The organism is Sporosarcina sp. SAFN-015 (assembly GCF_051966875.1).
GTDB lineage: Bacteria > Bacillota > Bacilli > Bacillales_A > Planococcaceae > Sporosarcina.
The window spans coordinates 14,870-31,361 of the sequence record NZ_JBQCKP010000013.1 but is presented as its reverse complement, the minus strand read 5'-3'; the positions used below and the strand labels follow the sequence as shown (position 1 = coordinate 31,361).

Annotated in this window: 15 protein-coding genes; 12 read left to right on the top strand and 3 right to left on the bottom strand. The window is 42.1% G+C overall.

What is annotated here, in order from left to right; all coding sequences use genetic code 11:
* The 5 genes from cydS (at position 1) to ACTHPA_RS17375 (ending at position 4,005) form a co-directional block, all read left to right on the top strand.
* The gene (gene cydS, locus ACTHPA_RS17395; protein ID WP_440502076.1) at positions 1–108 is read left to right on the top strand and encodes a cytochrome bd oxidase small subunit CydS; all 108 of its coding nucleotides are present in this window, start codon (positions 1–3) and stop codon (positions 106–108) included.
* 272 nt (positions 109–380) lie between these two features.
* Complete coding sequence (gene rlmD, locus ACTHPA_RS17390) at positions 381–1,742, top strand: 23S rRNA (uracil(1939)-C(5))-methyltransferase RlmD (protein WP_440502075.1); 1,362 nt, start codon at positions 381–383, stop codon at positions 1,740–1,742.
* Positions 1,743–1,829: 87 nt separating this feature from the next.
* Positions 1,830–2,231: a VOC family protein gene (locus ACTHPA_RS17385; protein WP_440502074.1), complete on the top strand. Its 402-nt coding sequence runs from the start codon at positions 1,830–1,832 to the stop codon at positions 2,229–2,231.
* A gap of 178 nt (positions 2,232–2,409) precedes the next feature.
* Positions 2,410–3,216, top strand: a complete 807-nt coding sequence (locus ACTHPA_RS17380) for an extradiol ring-cleavage dioxygenase (protein ID WP_440502072.1) — start codon at positions 2,410–2,412, stop codon at positions 3,214–3,216.
* 21 nt (positions 3,217–3,237) lie between these two features.
* Entirely contained in the window at positions 3,238–4,005 is a 768-nt protein-coding gene (locus ACTHPA_RS17375; RefSeq protein ID WP_440502071.1) for a 3-hydroxybutyrate dehydrogenase, read from the top strand.
* 81 nt (positions 4,006–4,086) lie between these two features.
* Here the strand turns inward: ACTHPA_RS17375 and ACTHPA_RS17370 are convergent, their stop codons facing one another.
* Positions 4,087–6,156: a S9 family peptidase gene (locus ACTHPA_RS17370; RefSeq protein ID WP_440502069.1), complete on the bottom strand. Its 2,070-nt coding sequence runs from the start codon at positions 6,154–6,156 to the stop codon at positions 4,087–4,089.
* A 129-nt stretch (positions 6,157–6,285) separates the two neighbouring features.
* On the opposite strand from ACTHPA_RS17370, the gene ACTHPA_RS17365 reads away from it, so the two are divergent.
* Positions 6,286–6,699, top strand: a complete 414-nt coding sequence (locus ACTHPA_RS17365) for a hypothetical protein (protein WP_440502067.1) — start codon at positions 6,286–6,288, stop codon at positions 6,697–6,699.
* 72 nt (positions 6,700–6,771) lie between these two features.
* Here the strand turns inward: ACTHPA_RS17365 and ACTHPA_RS17360 are convergent, their stop codons facing one another.
* Entirely contained in the window at positions 6,772–7,545 is a 774-nt protein-coding gene (locus ACTHPA_RS17360; protein ID WP_440502065.1) for a DUF2935 domain-containing protein, read from the bottom strand.
* Positions 7,546–7,788: 243 nt separating this feature from the next.
* On the opposite strand from ACTHPA_RS17360, the gene ACTHPA_RS17355 reads away from it, so the two are divergent.
* From ACTHPA_RS17355 to ACTHPA_RS17330, 6 genes are all read left to right on the top strand, one after another.
* Complete coding sequence (locus ACTHPA_RS17355; RefSeq protein ID WP_440502063.1) at positions 7,789–8,355, top strand: DUF4256 domain-containing protein; 567 nt, start codon at positions 7,789–7,791, stop codon at positions 8,353–8,355.
* Between the two features lie 404 nt (positions 8,356–8,759).
* Entirely contained in the window at positions 8,760–10,157 is a 1,398-nt protein-coding gene (locus ACTHPA_RS17350) for an NCS1 family transporter (protein WP_440502062.1), read from the top strand.
* 262 nt (positions 10,158–10,419) lie between these two features.
* Complete coding sequence (locus ACTHPA_RS17345) at positions 10,420–11,637, top strand: cytosine permease (RefSeq protein WP_440502060.1); 1,218 nt, start codon at positions 10,420–10,422, stop codon at positions 11,635–11,637.
* Complete coding sequence (locus ACTHPA_RS17340) at positions 11,634–11,891, top strand: cytosine permease (RefSeq protein ID WP_440502058.1); 258 nt, start codon at positions 11,634–11,636, stop codon at positions 11,889–11,891. The genes ACTHPA_RS17345 and ACTHPA_RS17340 overlap by 4 nt, the downstream gene beginning before the upstream one ends.
* A 73-nt stretch (positions 11,892–11,964) precedes the next feature.
* On the top strand, positions 11,965–13,323 hold the full coding sequence (gene allB, locus ACTHPA_RS17335) for an allantoinase AllB (protein ID WP_440502056.1): 1,359 nt from the start codon (positions 11,965–11,967) through the stop codon (positions 13,321–13,323).
* Between the two features lie 85 nt (positions 13,324–13,408).
* Positions 13,409–14,752, top strand: coding sequence for an allantoinase (locus ACTHPA_RS17330; RefSeq protein ID WP_440502054.1), 1,344 nt, complete (start codon positions 13,409–13,411; stop codon positions 14,750–14,752).
* A gap of 43 nt (positions 14,753–14,795) precedes the next feature.
* On the opposite strand, the gene ACTHPA_RS17325 is transcribed toward ACTHPA_RS17330, so the two are convergent.
* Positions 14,796–16,439 (bottom strand): PucR family transcriptional regulator, encoded by a 1,644-nt coding sequence (locus ACTHPA_RS17325; protein ID WP_440502052.1) that lies wholly within the window; start codon positions 16,437–16,439, stop codon positions 14,796–14,798.
* Positions 16,440–16,492: the final 53 nt, after the last annotated feature.

Here is a 16,492-nt window from a genome sequence, read left to right as displayed (position 1 = left end):
ATGACTGATTTTATAATTTTCTACGCGCCTTTTATCATTTTGATTGCGGCCATTGTCGTTGCATTTTTAATCGCGCCGATGGATCGTTCGGTAAATAAGGATGATTAACACGGAAAACAGACGTCACGAGGCGTCTGTTTTTCCTCTTTCAAAAGTTATCGATCATTTCGAGGAAGTTATCGATCACTTTCACAATTTTATCGATCATTCCGAGGGACTTATCGGTCACTTTCACAATTATATCGGTCACTTCTCAAAAGTTATCGTCATTTCGGGACCTTTGGCTCGCCTTGGATAGGTGAAATACGTGCTGCTTTCCATGCCTGCCGACACCATCTTTTGTGATAGACTATGTACATACGAAATTTGGAGGAAATATCATGTCTTTTATAGTAAATCAAAATGACCGACTCACTGTCCATGTGGAGGATTTGACGCATGACGGCTCGGGCGTTGCAAAAGTGGAAGGCTACCCGTTATTCATCCCAGGAGCATTGCCTGGCGAAGAAGTCGAGGTTAAAGTCGGGAAGACGTTGAAGAATTACGGATTTGCCCGTCTATTGAATGTATCGAAGCCTTCACCGAATCGCATTGAACCGCCATGCCATGTGTTCTGGGAATGCGGCGGTTGCCAGCTGCAGCACTTATCATACGAAGCCCAGCTCATCCAAAAGCAAAAACAAGTCCGCGATGTCATCGACCGAATCGCGAAATTGCCGCACGTACCTGTCCATCCAGTCAAAGGGATGGAAGACCCGTGGCGCTATCGCAATAAATCCCAAATCCCCTTCGCTGAACGGGACGGTAAAGTCGTATCAGGTTTTTATAAATCACGGACCCATCATATCGTCGACACGGACGTCTGCATCATTCAAAGCGAAGAAGCGGATGAACTCATGTCTACGCTGAAACATGAAATGCATGCGCTTGGATTAGAGGCGTACAACGAAAAGACCCACCGTGGCATGCTTCGGCATCTGATCGTTCGGAAAGGGAAGGCAACAGGGGAAATCATGGTTGTCCTCGTGACGCTGAAGAAAAAATTTCCCCAGAAAGAAGCAGTCATCGAGCTTATTAAGCGGGTCGTGCCGGAAGTGACGTCAATCATGCAAAACGTCAATGGAGAGAAGACGAATGTTATCTTTGGGAATGAAACGATACCTCTATACGGCAAATCATTCATCATCGACACGATCGGCGACATCCAGTTTGAAATATCGGCGCGCTCCTTCTACCAAGTGAACCCGGCACAAACCGAAGTGCTTTACAAGCAAGCACTTGACTACGCCAATTTGACTGGTGGCGAAATGGTCATCGATGCATATTGCGGCATTGGTACGATTTCATTATTCCTTGCTCAAAAGGCGAAGGAAGTGTACGGCGTCGAAATTGTCCCTCAAGCCATCGAGGATGCGAAGCGCAATGCGGAATTGAATGGCATGATAAATGCCCATTTCGAAGCAGGGGCAGCTGAAGACGTCATCCCTAGATGGTACGCAGAAGGCAAACGGTTCGACGTATTAGTCGTAGACCCGCCGCGTAAAGGATGCGATGAGAAGCTATTGCAAACAATCTTGGAATATAAACCAAAAAGGGTCGTATACGTTTCATGCAACCCAGGGACATTAGCACGCGACTTGCGGATATTAGAGGACGGCGGTTACCGGGCCAAAGAGGTCCAGCCGGTAGATATGTTCCCGCAAAGCAGCCACGTTGAATCTGTCGCTTGGCTGGAAATATAATTGCAACCTATTAGTAAAACTCCCAACTCAATTGCAGTGCATATTCACATGTAACTTATTATGGGTATTAAAAGGAGTCGATTGTTAATGACAAAAGTTACACCCTTCTTAATGTTTCAAGGCGGTAAAGCAGAAGAGGCAATGAATTATTACACATCGCTTATCGAGGATTCGGAAATTACTACTGTTATTCGATATGGGTCGAATGAGCCTGGCGGGGATGAAGGAACAGTGATGAAGGCTACATTCACTTTAAAAGGGCAGGAGTTTATGTGTATAGACAGTAATATCAAACATCAGTTTACCTTTACACCATCTTTCTCCATCTATATTAGTTGTGAAACAGACAAAGAAATCGATTATCTGTATGAGCAACTAATTGAAGGTGGACAAGCACTCATGCCATTAGGAGATTATGGATTCAGTAAGAAGTTTGGCTGGCTGAATGATAAGTTCGGCGTCTCTTGGCAACTTGATCTGACTGAATAATGCTTTGTGGATTTTAGGTGAACCTCAATACTAGAAATGAAAAGCCGATTGGTTATAAAAAACCACTCGGCTTTTTTTGATTGATAACAATATTGGACCGTCCTTTTTATTTCCCCGCAGGAATTTCATTACGCTTGTCGAAATAATACATATATCCTTTTCAGAAAGATGTGATTAAATGAATCCTTTTGTGTATGCATGTATTGCGCCTCATGGCGGTGAAATAATTCCGTCGCTTGCAGGCAATCAGCCTGAACGTATGAAGAAAACGAGAGACAGTATGGAAAAGCTGGGTGAAAAAATGAAAGCGGCGCGTCCGGATACGATCATCATTCTGACTCCACATGGGACCAGAATCGACGGCATGTTTTCAATTACGAACAGCGAGAGAATGTACGGAACCCTTGAGGAGAACGGCTCTTCTTATGAACTTGAACGCTCGGTCGATCGGGAGTTGGCATTGGCAATCACAAAAACTGCACAACAAAAAGGCATACCTGCAGCTTCCATTAATTTTGGAACAGCTTTAGGGCCGGTTTCTTGTTTGCCGCTCGATTGGGGCGTCATCGTTCCTATGGCATTTATGCCAGACGTGGAAATCGTCGTCATCAATCCAACCCGTGATCTGCCTTTTGCGTTACATATCGAAATGGGAGAGGTCATTCGTCAAGTCGTTCAAAATAGTGAAAAGAGGGTTGCATTGATTGCAAGTTGTGATTGGTCACATGCGCATGATGGAAATGGCCCATATGGCTATGACCCTGCTGCAATGCAATTGGACGAAGAAGTTGTAGATCTTTTAAAGGCAAATGATATTGAGAAAATGGCTGATTTTGAGCCAGACTATATCGAAGCCGCCAAACCGGACGGCATATGGCAAGCATTGATCATGGCTGGAGCAATTCCAAAAGCCGACCGTAAAATGCATGTTCTTTCCTATGAAGCGCCTACCTATTTTGGTCTCATTTGCGCGGAAGTTGAATAATCTGTTTCAGGAGGTATTCATATGGTAGAAGGAAAAGTGTTATTTATAACAGGAGCTGCACAAGGGATTGGCTTTGAAATCGCGAAAGAATTTTCTGAGGCTGGCGCTAAGGTTGTACTTTCAGATATTCATGAGGAAAAAGTGAAAGCTGCTGCCCGAAACCTTAATGGGGACGCTATTGGAATTAAATGCGATGTCACTTCCGAAGCAGATTTAGAAAAGGCGATCAATGAAGCGATCACTCATTTTGGTAAAATTGATATTCTCATTAATAATGCAGGGATGCAGCATGTTGCGATGCTTGAGGATTTTCCGACGGAGCGGTTCGAATTGCTTATCAAAATTATGCTCACAGCTCCATTCATTGCAACTAAACTTGTTTTGCCACACATGAGAAAAAATGGTTTTGGACGAATCCTGAATATGGCTTCGATCAACGGACTTGTAGGATTCGCGGGGAAAGCCGCGTACAATTCAGCTAAGCATGGTGTAATCGGTTTAACGAAGGTAGCGGCATTAGAAACGGCAGCAGACGGAATAACGGTGAATGCAATTTGTCCTGGGTATGTTGACACGCCGCTAGTGCGGAATCAGCTGCAAGACTTAGCGGCAACACGTAATGTTCCGCTTGAATCGGTATTAGAAGAAGTCATTTATCCATTGGTTCCTCAGAAGCGACTTCTAGATGTTAAAGAAATTGCCGACTTGGCACTGTTCCTTGCAAGTGATGGAGCGAAAGGCATGACCGGACAAGCGGTAGTTCTTGATGGTGGATATACAGTGCAGTAATCAGATGCCGCTTGATTGGCAAAGAAAAAAGACGATAGGCAAACCCATAATTGTTGGAGTTTGCCTACAGTCTGCTGCCGTTTAACGTGGGGTTGAAACTTCTTCTACGCCAACACCAAGCCGATCAAGGATGAATGCATAGCATTCCGCAGCCTCTTTCAAGTGATTGAAGCGCCCTGATTTGCCGAAGTGGCCAGCACCCATATTCGTTTTCATTACAAGTGTGTTGTCATCGGTTTTCAACGCTCGAAGACGTGCAACCCACTTGGCAGGCTCCCAATAACCGACACGTGGATCGTTGAGGCCGGTTGTAATGTACAAATGCGGATAGTCTTTCGCTTCCACATTGTCATAAGGGCTATAGGACTTCATATAGAAATAGTCTTCTTTTTCTTGAGGATTGCCCCATTCATCCCACTCCAAAGTAGTCAAAGGAATCGTCGTGTCCAGCATCGTAGTGACGACATCGACGAACGGCACTGCTGGAACGATGACCTTGAACAGCTCTCCTGCCATATTGGCGACAGCTCCAACTAGTAACCCTCCTGCACTTCCTCCGCGGGCAGCCATTTGACTCGGTGTAGTGTAGCCTTCCTCAATTAGATGTTTCGCCGTTGCGATAAAATCGGTGAATGTGTTTCGTTTGTGCTGCATCTTGCCATCCTCATACCAGCTCCGTCCCATTTCGGAACCGCCTCGTACTTGTGCAGTGACAAAGACAATCCCTTTTTCCAATAACGGCAGTCGATACGGATCGAAACGCGGATCGCTGTTCGCCCCATACGATCCATAGGCATATAAAATTAGCGGGGCAGGCCCATTGTCTAGCGCGCCTTCCTGATAGACGACCGTCATCGGAATGTTAACGCCGTCCTCTGCAGTTGCCCATAATTGCTCCTGATGGAATCGGGAACGGTCATATTCGCCGCTTACCGGTGCAACTTGCAAGCATTGTTTCTCGCCAGTTCCGGGATTTAGCCCATATGTTGTTTTTGGTGTCAGCAACGATTCGTATTGTAGTAATACTTCAGTAGCTTCGTAGCTTTGATTGGATAAAACCGCAACATTGTAAATCGGCTCGTCCCAGCTGATTTGCTCCAGCTCACCGTCGCGGAGCACCCAAATTTGCGTCAACCCATTCTCCCGGCCAGCAATTAGAAGAGTGTCGCGGAACGGATACACTTCTTGAAGATAACGGTCTTCATTATACTCAATGAGGTTTGTACGTGCTTCAAGATTATCTAGCGGACAACGGAGCAGCTGGAAATTCAACGCATTCTCGTTTGTCAAAATGAGCAAGTCATCGCCCCAATGCTCGACATCATATAGAATTCCATCACGCCGCGCATCCACTAGTTGCATGGGAGATAACGGAGCATCCGCATCCAGCATACGAATTTCACTCGTCGTTTTCGATCCTGAATGTGCAAAGATGAATTTCCCGCTTTGCGATTTTGTTACGTAAAGCGTAAATGTCTCATCCTTTTCTTCATAGACAAGCTCATCATTTTCCACGTCACTTCCTAAACGATGTCTCCATAGCTTGCAAGGGCGTTGATTGTCATCAACGGTAATGTAAAAAATATAGTCGCCGCAGCGGCTCCATTCCATACTTCCATATAAAAACACATTCGGAATCCGGTCTGGCAGTAATTCGCCTGTATTCATGTCCTTGACATGAATGGTGTACCGATCTGTGCCATCCCGGTTCTCCAAATAAGCGAGACGGTTATGATCAGTGCTCATCCGCTGCACCGTCACGCTTAAATAGTCACTTTCCTCTGCCAATTCATTCAGATCAAGCACTACTTCTTCAGTCGTTTCAGCCAAAAGTTCACGGCTTGCCGATTGCTTGCGTGCATAGATTGGATATTGCTTGCTTTTATCCAAACGTGAATAATAGAAGTACTGTCCATGCTGCACAGGCACGTTCACTTCCGAATCGGGAACACGATCCACCATGCTTTGATAAATATGCTCGGTTTGTTCCTCGAGCGGGCGCATGATTTCATCGAAATACCGATTTTCTTCCTCTAAATACTTGATGACCTCAGGATTATTGCGATCCTTTAGCCAATAGTAGTCGTCTTCACGCACATCTCCATGTAATTCATGGGGATGGGGAATGCGTTTTGCAATTGGTTTTTTCATTTGGATTCTCCTTTCGATATAATAATAAATTCGAGAAAGGCACTGGAAACCCTTCTTTTCAATGAAAGGTTCCTTTTTCATCCGAATCGAATAGGATAGATAGGAATCAGGAATCGAGGGAGTGGAAGAATGTTTACCGATAAGCAAATTCCAGATAGAGGTATGAGTGTGGTTTCCAACAGTAATGCTAATTTCGGCAGATGGGACGTCCTTTCCGATATTGTAAGTCCAGTCGGGCCGGATTTTAGAATCCCTGGACAATATACGAGTGATCAAGATACAAATATAGACCTTGGCCGACAACAAGATACCCATCCTGCACTGTTTGAACAATATGAGCAGAATGGCGGCTTTGGCCCGGTATACGCAATTCCAACGTATCCGCCTCATTTCACTCAACGCCAGGTTTCGGATGCAAATCCATGGCAACATAATTACGGACAAGGAAATGGATGGGGACAGTGGGGAGGCCAGTTTCATACAACGATACCCTTTTGGTCGTTCAATCCCTGGTATATCCATCCTTTTTGCAGACACCGATAATAGATCAATATTTGTCAATAATAAGAAGCCCATTTCGGCGATCGAAATGGGCTTTCATCATAACGCACGTTATTAAGTTATTCTCTCTTCCTCTAAGTTCCTCCATAGATGATGAGCTTCTCTAGCGATATGCTCTAACAAATCTGGCGGCGACGTCGTAGCAACAGCACATTTTTTAATCAAATCATCCAATTCCAATTTAAAGGCCTCTAAACTTTTGGCTTCTTGAATAATTATATTCTTGAATTGAGTTAAAATTGGCAGCGTTTCATTCCGAGGAGTACGTATCATTGTTTGCAGCGCAGTTGCTTGCATTTGCAGACGCTCGAATTTTTGCATCATCTGAGTAACTTGGTAGTTAACTTCATAATTAGATACATCCGAATAATGCCGTATATAGCCTAGATGATCTGCCATTTGTCTTATCCAAAAGACGCATTCATGTATAATTGCATCAGAAGGTGAAATTCTAGCGCCGCTTTCGATTAATTTATATACCCGCTGCGATTCCTCAGACTCTCTCACCATGTGGTCTAGAAGTGACACCGGCGTTGAAATAATAACCTCACAATGTAAGGATTTATCCATCGTGTATGCAAGTAGACTGTGAAATTCGCTAGTAGCATGATGGGCTTCGTTCAGCAATGTGCCGATATCGCCCTGTTTCTTTTCAGCCTTTTCCCACACCTTCCCGAGACGCTCAATATTGTTCAGATTGGCTCGAGCCAGTTCCGTTTCATAATGACTTATCTCTCTGTCGAAAAACCGACCATGGTCGTAATCATTACGTAACCAAAAAGCGATAATCCCATAGGTATCCCTTTCATAGTTATCCGTATACGCCATCACTCCGACCCCTTCCTTTTGGTGAATGATATGCTCGTGTTGACTTTTATTGATAGCATCAATGCGAGCATTTCATTGCCTAAACGATTGTATTCATCCATAAGTTTGTCCTATGAGCGATATGCTTCGAATCGCTCTTCCTATTTCAAAATATAAAAAATGAGCGTGAAGGAGTATACTATGGACAGAAGTTTGGTTTAAAGAAGAAGTGATTGGGAATAAATAAAAAAGGTGGTTTCTACATTGACAAAGGAAAAAAATGAATTAACGACAGAACAACGGGAAGACCTACTTCAAATATTGAAAGCCCGCTTTGAGAACAACATGAACCGACACCAAGGTCTTGAATGGATGAAAATCGAGAAAAAGCTAGAAGCCCATCCAGAAAAGCTATGGTCACTCAATGAAATGGAGAATACCGGAGGCGAACCGGATGTTATCGGCTATAACGTAGAGAAGGATGAATACGTTTTCTTCGATTGTTCAGCGGAAAGTCCGAAAGGCCGTAGAAGTGTTTGTTATGACCGGGATGCTTTGGAATCAAGAAAAAAACATAAGCCGGAAAATAGTGCAATTGATATGGCAACCGATATGGGCATCGAGTTATTATCAGAAAATGAATATCGGATGCTGCAGACACTAGGGAATTTTGATATGAAAACGTCCAGCTGGGTGCAAACGCCAGCTAACATCCGTAAGCTTGGCGGTGCAATTTTTTGTGATCGTCGCTACGACACTGTCTTCATGTACCATAATGGGGCGGACTCCTACTATGCTGCCAGAGGATTCCGCGGTTCACTGAAAGTCTGAATTCAATATACGCAACCAAAAAGGAAGGACATGTTCCATTGAACTGACATCGTTCTTCCTTTTATTTTGCCTCACAAAGCATTAACCGCTTGAAATCAACGTTGTTGTCTATATTGTACAATCGATTGTATAGAATAGACGTTATTCAGAGTGAACAAACGGTTGTCCAATAGGGCTGTGCATGTGACAAATGTTATGCATTGTACATAGCAATCTTTTGTGCAATTTGTTTAATCGACATAAAGACCTAACAAGTAAAGCTATGTATAATAAAGATTATTCACGACAAAGCTTTTTAGAAAGTCATTAGAAAGAAGATCTAATGTTGTTCTACAGAAGAGAAAATCATTTGCACTGTCGTAATAAATAGAGCTTTAAATATAACGCCGAAAGGGGTAAGGCAAATGTCTGCAGTTAATGAAAATTTTGATACACAAGCTGCTCAGATTCAACAAGCTTCGAAATTGGACGAATCACTTCATCCAAAAGCCGATAGCGAAAGAACCGTCAAACCAAAGGACTATATTTTTATGTGGATTGGTGATGGGGTTAACTTAGGAAATATGACGCTAGGTGCCAGCGTAATTGTTGCGGGAATTGCAACATTGAACATCTGGCAGACGCTTATTGCAGCTTTATGTGCAATTGGAATCATTTCAACTGTTTTCGCGTTAAATGATCGCGCCGGCTATAGAGAAGGGATTCCATACGTTGTTCAGCTCAGAATGTCCTTCGGGATAAAAGGAACAGTAATTTCGTCATTGTTACGCGGAATACCTGCCATCGTCTGGTATGGGGTTCAAAGCTGGATTGGCGGAACTGCCTTGAACGAAATTGCGAAAATCGTTACGAATGGATCATTTAATAATGTCGTTATATGTTTCATAGCACTTCAGTTAGTTCAAATTGTACTTTCTCTATTCGGATTCCATGCGGTTAAATGGGTAGAAACGGTTGCATCTGTTGTATTCATGATCGCACTTGTTTATGTTTTCGGCCTTCTTATGACTTCACATACAGCTGAAATTTCCCAAAACTGGGTACAAGCTAAAGGATCATGGGGCTTACCGTTCTTCGGTCTCATCATGGTATTCTTAGGTAACTATGCAGGTATTTTCGTAAGTGCTGCGGATTATTCCAGAGAGCTTAAAACTGGTTTGAGCAATAAAAAGCGTGGAGCACTATACTTTGTTCCAATCACTATTTCCTATGGCTTTGTTATTGTAATTGGAGCAATGCTTGCAGCTGCGACGGGCGTAACAAACCCGGCACAGGCGCTTCCAATCATTCTAGATAATGACTATGTTTCAGTCTTTGTTTCTGTATTTATCGTCATTGCGGTAATTGCAACAAATATGGTGGCAAACATCATTCCTCCAGTATATGTCATTACAATGTTGACAAAGTTAAAGTACAAAACATCTGCAATCATTACAGGATTGCTTGCGCTATGTGCATTCCCTTGGTTGCTTGTACAAGAGTCATCGGCAACTGGTTTGAATATGTTCATTCTCATTTACTCTGCATTTTTAGGACCGGTTATTTCAATACTAATCGTCGAGTATTACATCTTAAGAAAACAAAGAGTGAATACTGCAGAATTGTACAATGAGGAAGGATCTTTTAAAGGATATAACCCTGCAGGGTTGCTTGCGATGTTTATCGGTGCAGCTGCAGCGTTTATCGAGGTTGAGCTAGCTTGGATCATCGGAGTAGTAGTGGCAGGTACAGCTTACTATCTTCTATCGAAGTATGCGTTTAAAGGATCAAGTTTCAAAAAAGGAACTATCTTCGAGAAATAACAACTTTTCGAACTACCTCTTGGAGAACATTTCTTCCAGAGGTAGTTTTGTTTATTTAAAATGCACAATCATTTATTTAAAGTGTATATAACTCATCTTTTCCTTATTCATTATACATAATACAATCCTACCCTTTTGGTCAAGTGGCCTAAAGAAGTACAGTTTTTTATTCTGTATAATGATGTTTCCACTACTACTACTATTACAGTTATAAAACGTACAGGTCTCAATAGTAAGTGGCAACAGGTAAGGAGGGATTCTTTTGAGTCTTTTTGATAGAGAGAAAGCGGTGTCTGCTGGAAATAGTGTGGATGTCTTGCCGACAAAAGACGAAGATCGAAAATGGAGCGTTGGGAACTTTTTCACTGTTTGGATGGGTTCTGTACATAATATTCCAAACTATATCGCCATTGGCGGCCTTTTTGCTTTAGGACTGTCAGTCGGACAGGTTTTTGCAGCAATAATGATTGCTTCCATCATCATCGCAACGATGTTAGTTCTGAATGGTCATGCAGGTTCAAAATATGGACTGCCATTTGCTATGCTTCTTCGTTTATCCTACGGGCCAAAAGGGGCAATGATTCCAGGCGTTTTGAGGGGAGTCATTTCGTCAATTATGTGGTTCGGGTTCCAAACGTATGCAGGAAGCCAAGCACTATCGATTTTAATCGGTAAGCTCTGGCCAGGATATTTAACATTAGGCGGAGATTGGAGCCTGTTGGGATTATCGTTGCCAGCTTTGATTTCGTTTTTAGTCTTTTGGTTGTTTAATGTAGCTTTAATATATGGAGGAATGGGCTTCTTAGGGAGTTTTACTAATATCCTCTCACCACTCGTTTACATTGTTTTTGGAGGAATGGCTATTTGGGCCATTAATTTGGCGGGGGGAATCGAGCCGATACTAGCGTATACTGGCTCAGGAGTTACGGGAAATCAAATCGTTATCTTCGTCGCCGCTATAACGGCAATTGTTTCAGCCTGGGCAGCACCGATCGTAAATGTTTCTGATTTCACGAAGCTTGCAAAATCGACGAAGACGCAAGCGGTTGGACAAACTGTCGGTCTAGTTGTCACATATTTATTGTTCGCAATTGCAAGCATCTCGATAATTGTTGGTTCAGAAATAGCTTTCGGGACACCGATCTGGAATGTGCTTGATGTTGTAGCTCGATTTGATGGAACATTCGCGATTGCGATTTCAGTTCTTACACTATGCTTAACAACCATATCTGTTAATGTGACAGGAAATATAGTGCCTGCTGGTTATCAATTAGTATCTCTGTTCCCCAAAAAAACTTACATTCAAATTAGGTGCAATCATTGCAGCGATCATTGGTATTCTCGTAATGCCATGGAAGCTGATGGAGAGTGCAACAAGTGTTTTCACTTTCTTAAATATTGTCGGTGGGATATTAGCTCCGGTTACCGGAATCATGCTATCCCAATATTTTCATCATATCTAAAAAGGATATTGATTTGAATGCATTATATGATGCGAAAAAGGGAAGATACCATTATCAAAAAGGATTCAATATCAATGCGATTGTTACGACAATCATTGCCGGTGTTATTTGTTTGATTGGTAATTTCATTCCCATGTTAAAACCGCTTTATGATATGTCCTGGTTTGTCGGGATCATAACAGCTTTTATTCTTTACACATTGCTTGAATTGCGGCAGAGCAAGCGAACTTTATTTGCAAAATCGCCAACATTGAACGAAGAGAATAGTTAACGTGAAAGTGGCGAAACTAATAGTTGGCGAAAAATTGGTACGTTAAAAATTGATCGTTGGAAGGGGAATTCAAATGACTTTAGATGTAGTTATTAAAGGTGGAAATGTTGTATTGCGTGACGGTGTTTACAAGGTTGATATTGGTATTAAAGATGAAAAGATTTCTTGCATCGCTGAAAATATTACAGAAGATGCAAAAGAGGTCATTGATGCAACAGGTCAATACGTTATGCCGGGAATGATTGATACACACGTACACATTAGTGAGCCAGGACGTACAGAGTGGGAAGGTTTCGAAACAGGGTCGAAATCATTAGCTGCTGGCGGGACAACGAGCTATGTTGAAATGCCGCTTAATGCCCTCCCTGCAACAACTAACAAAGCTGCATTGGACTTGAAATTGGAAGCTGCTGTTGACCAAAACTACGTAGACTACGCATTTTACGGCGGACTCGTCCCGGGGAATGTGGATAAGCTAAAGGAAATGTCTGACGCTGGCGTTCTCGCTTTCAAATGTTTCCTATCCGATATTACAAGTGATATTCCGGATGATTTTGTAAATGTGGACGATTTCACATTGTACAAAGGTATGCAAAGGCTAGCGGAATTGGATCAAATCTTATGCATCCATGCTGAAAACTCGGCAATCCCATCTGGCCTTGCCAAGGAATTTGCTAGAGAAGGCAAAAACTCCGGGGTGGAATATGCGGAATCACGTCCTATCTTCACAGAAGTGGAAGCTGTTCAACGTGCAATCCTTATTGCGAAAGAAACAGGCTGTAAATTGCATCTTGTTCATATAAGCACTTCAGAGGCAATCCAAGTGATCTTGAAAGCAAAAAGAGAAGGCGTTGATGTGACGGTTGAATCATGCCCGCATTATTTTGCTTTCACTGCTGACCAAGTTGACGAAATCGGCCCTCGTGCAAAATGCCAACCGCCGATCAGAAAAGCGGAAGACCAAGCAAGACTATGGGACGAGTTAATGGCTGGGAATATCGACTGGCTTACTTCTGACCATTCACCATGTACGGAAGATTTGAAGCAAGGAAATATTTGGGAAGCATGGGGCGGTATTAGCGGCGCGCAAAATAACGTTGATCTAATGTTTGATTTAGCTGTTAAACAACGGGGATTGCCAGTCCATAAATTCGTTGAATTGATCGCAACGCACCCATCTGAACGTTTCAATATTTCACATAAAGGTGAAATTGCCGTTTCAAAAGATGCGGATATCATTTTAGTGGATCCTAACCAATCCTATACGGTGAAAAGGGAAGACCTTTACTATAAAAACAAACATAGTGCATATGAAGGCCGTCAAATTGACTGCCGCGTGACAAAAACAATCGTCCGCGGACATGTTGTATTCGATTTGGAAAAAGGAATTGTCGGAGAACCAGTTGGAAAATTGATCTCTGCTAACCGTTAATTGAAAAGCGAATAGGATAGATAATCCCTTTGTCATTGTCTGAGACGACTATGGCAAAGGGAAAATTGTGATGGGGGAATAACAAATGACTACATACGATTTGATCATTAGAAACGGAAAGATCGTCACAGCAGATTCTATTGTCCAAGGAGACATTGCGATTACAGACGGCAAAATTCAAGAAGTTGGCCAATCGATTCAAGGTTCAGCAGATCGAGTTATCGACGCAGAAGGGCTTCACGTATTGCCTGGATTAATAGATACGCATGTTCACTTTAATGAACCAGGAAGAACGGAATGGGAAGGCATTGCAACTGGAAGCAGAAGCTTGGCTGCTGGCGGAGCAACTTCTTTCTTTGATATGCCGCTGAATAGCACGCCTCCGACAATCAATAAAGAAAACCTTGATTTGAAAAAAGCATGCGCTGACGAAAAATCAGTTGTCAATCCTTATTTCTGGGGCGGCCTCGTACCAGAAAATATTGCGGATCTAAAAGAACTTCATGAAAATGGCGTCATCGGTTTTAAAGCATTCATGTCTCCAAGTGGCATCGCTGATTTCAATCATGTTGATGATGAAACGATCTTCAAAGGCATGAAAGAAATCGCTTCTCTTGGCTCTCTACTTGCAGTTCACGCTGAAAGCACAGTAATTTGTGATCAGCTTGCTGCAGAAAAACAGAAACAAGGGAAAACAACTGCCAGAGATTTTGTTGAATCAAGACCTATCATTTCTGAAATTGAAGCTGTTAGAAGAATTATCTCTTATGCAGAAGCAACTGGCTGTAAAGTACACGTCGTCCATGCAAGCAGCAAGAAAGTTGTAGACGTCATTCAGGCGGCGAAAGAAAGAGGCGTCGATATTACAGTTGAAACGTGCGGGCATTATTTAGCGTTAACTGTAAAAGATCTTGAAGAAAAAGGCGGTTTGGCGAAGTGCTGCCCTCCATTGCGCGATGAAGATGAAGTCGAAGATCTATGGGCTGCCGTCGCAAATGGGGAAATTAACGTTATCGCATCCGACCATTCTCCAGCACCAGCATCTATGAAAACAATTACAGATAACTATTTTGAAGGTTGGGGCGGCATCTCAGGTGCTCAATCAACACTTAACATTATGTTGACGGAAGGTTATTTCAAACGGAATCTTCCTTTAGAGAAAATCGTTGCGCTAACTGCAACAAACCCAGCGAAATTATTCGGACTTGAAAACAAGGGAACAATTGCAGAAGGTTATGATGCTGATATTGCGATCGTAAACTTGGAAGAAAGCTTTGAACTGAAAAACGAAGATCTTTTCTATCGTCACCAGCATTCTCCATATGTTGGTATGACGTTCAACGGAAAAGTGAAAATGACTATCGTTAATGGGGAAGTTGTTTTTGAAAACGGTGTTATCACTGCTGAAAAAACAACAGTTGCTCAATAAGAATAAAAAACCAAAACCCGGCTTGTTCCGGGTTTTGGTTTTTTTATTCTTTTTCTTTAAGTATGGATCCGATCAATAATGCGACACGAATACGCAATGAATGGGCTGGGTCGCGGAATGAGCAATTCAGTATTTCTTCCGCTTTCTCGATACGGTATTTCACTGTGTTTCGATGGATGTACAAGCGGCGAGATGTTTCAGAGATTTCACATTGCGAATCCAAGTACACTTGAATTGTTTTGATCAATTCTTGATTTTCTTTTGTTTTCGGATAAGCGAGGGACTTCAATGTATTTTCGTACAATGCTTTTACATCTTTTTTCGGAATCGTATTTAATAAGTCTTCAAGTTCCTTCATTTTATAAAAGTTAATGAACCCGAGCAGATTCATATCGTAACCGCTCGTAATTGCTTCACAAGCTTCGGAATAAGCGGTTGTAATATCTTTAATGGAATGAACGGTATTGCTGACGCCGAAAGAAATTGAATAATCGCCTTGTAGGCTCTCTTGGCATTTATTGACGAATTCGGTTACTTCGTTTGGATCTGCTTCGTTGCCATCGGCAAATTGCAATATCATAACGAAGTATTTTTCCTTCGTGAATAAAATCCCTTCCATATCGTTATGAACCATTTCATCTTCAAGTTGATCATAAATACTATTGTACAATTCCCCTGCTTTTTTCTCGTATAATTGCAGATCTTCGTAGTTCTGTCCTTTTTGATCAACCGTACAAACGATACAAATATTATTCAAATCCTCTTTTAATCCATAATAATTGGCGCGGCTTAATATTTCTTCATCAGAGTGAATTCTGTTTTCGATTAAATCATCAAAGAAATTATTTTTTAACAGTCGAGAATTTTCCTCGATAGCCTGCTCTTTAATAATTGTAAATGTAATGACGTTTCCTGCCTGCTCAATTGCCATCTGTGAAGATGGATAAGGCAACGTCATAGAATCGACAATGACGAGCATGCTAGGATGCTGCCGTTTTGTTTGAACAGGAAATGTGGAAATCGACTGGTGCTCTCTAGATGGAATATTGAATGTTAAACCTTCTCTTGCTGCAGACAAATCATCTTTCACTGTTGCAACGATTTCCTGTTCGACTATTTTCATGGGATCCATTCGAAAATCATGGCTATGGGCAATTTTTTCTCCCCGATGATTGAGTAAGAGGGTTGGGCGCGATAGAAAATGGCCTAATTGCTCAATGAGCGCTGTTAAGCTATACCCTTTAATCATCATATTAGAGAACTCTTTTTGAACGTGCAACGCATAGTAAAGCTGCTCGGCTTCAGCATCATTTAAATAATTCAAGATGTGGCGAGAAACTTCACCCAATGTATGTTTTGTCGGCAAGTCGATAATCGGAAATGCAAGATCATCCGCTAATAATTTAACTTCTGGCGGCAATTCCTTGAAGAAACGATTAATTTTAATGACAAGGCCCGAACAATTTAAATCATGCATTTGTCTAATTAACTCGCAGAACATTTGCGGGTCATCTTTAAACGCATAACCAGTTGAAAGAAGCAGGTGGTTCTCGGATAAAAAATTGATGACATCAGGCGTATCGGATATATTTACGAACTGTACGTTTCTTGTCAGACCGCGATGGCCTGCAAGCACGATGCTATCTTTAATACCTTCCAGTATGAATAAATCGTTAATTGTTTTCATAAGAATAACCTCATTTATTAAATCCCTATAGGAAATTTATATTCCTTCATTTT

Excerpts from the sequence above, each read along its gene's own strand:
- cydS (WP_440502076.1), top strand. The coding sequence starts at position 1 with ATGACTGATTTTATAATTTTCTACGCGCCTTTTATCATTTTGATTGCG.
- rlmD (WP_440502075.1), top strand. The coding sequence starts at position 381 with ATGTCTTTTATAGTAAATCAAAATGACCGACTCACTGTCCATGTGGAG.
- ACTHPA_RS17385 (WP_440502074.1), top strand. The coding sequence starts at position 1,830 with ATGACAAAAGTTACACCCTTCTTAATGTTTCAAGGCGGTAAAGCAGAA.
- ACTHPA_RS17380 (WP_440502072.1), top strand. The coding sequence starts at position 2,410 with ATGAATCCTTTTGTGTATGCATGTATTGCGCCTCATGGCGGTGAAATA.
- ACTHPA_RS17375 (WP_440502071.1), top strand. The coding sequence starts at position 3,238 with ATGGTAGAAGGAAAAGTGTTATTTATAACAGGAGCTGCACAAGGGATT.
- ACTHPA_RS17370 (WP_440502069.1), bottom strand. The coding sequence starts at position 6,156 with ATGAAAAAACCAATTGCAAAACGCATTCCCCATCCCCATGAATTACAT.
- ACTHPA_RS17365 (WP_440502067.1), top strand. The coding sequence starts at position 6,286 with ATGTTTACCGATAAGCAAATTCCAGATAGAGGTATGAGTGTGGTTTCC.
- ACTHPA_RS17360 (WP_440502065.1), bottom strand. The coding sequence starts at position 7,545 with ATGGCGTATACGGATAACTATGAAAGGGATACCTATGGGATTATCGCT.
- ACTHPA_RS17350 (WP_440502062.1), top strand. The coding sequence starts at position 8,760 with ATGTCTGCAGTTAATGAAAATTTTGATACACAAGCTGCTCAGATTCAA.
- allB (WP_440502056.1), top strand. The coding sequence starts at position 11,965 with ATGACTTTAGATGTAGTTATTAAAGGTGGAAATGTTGTATTGCGTGAC.
- ACTHPA_RS17330 (WP_440502054.1), top strand. The coding sequence starts at position 13,409 with ATGACTACATACGATTTGATCATTAGAAACGGAAAGATCGTCACAGCA.
- ACTHPA_RS17325 (WP_440502052.1), bottom strand. The coding sequence starts at position 16,439 with ATGAAAACAATTAACGATTTATTCATACTGGAAGGTATTAAAGATAGC.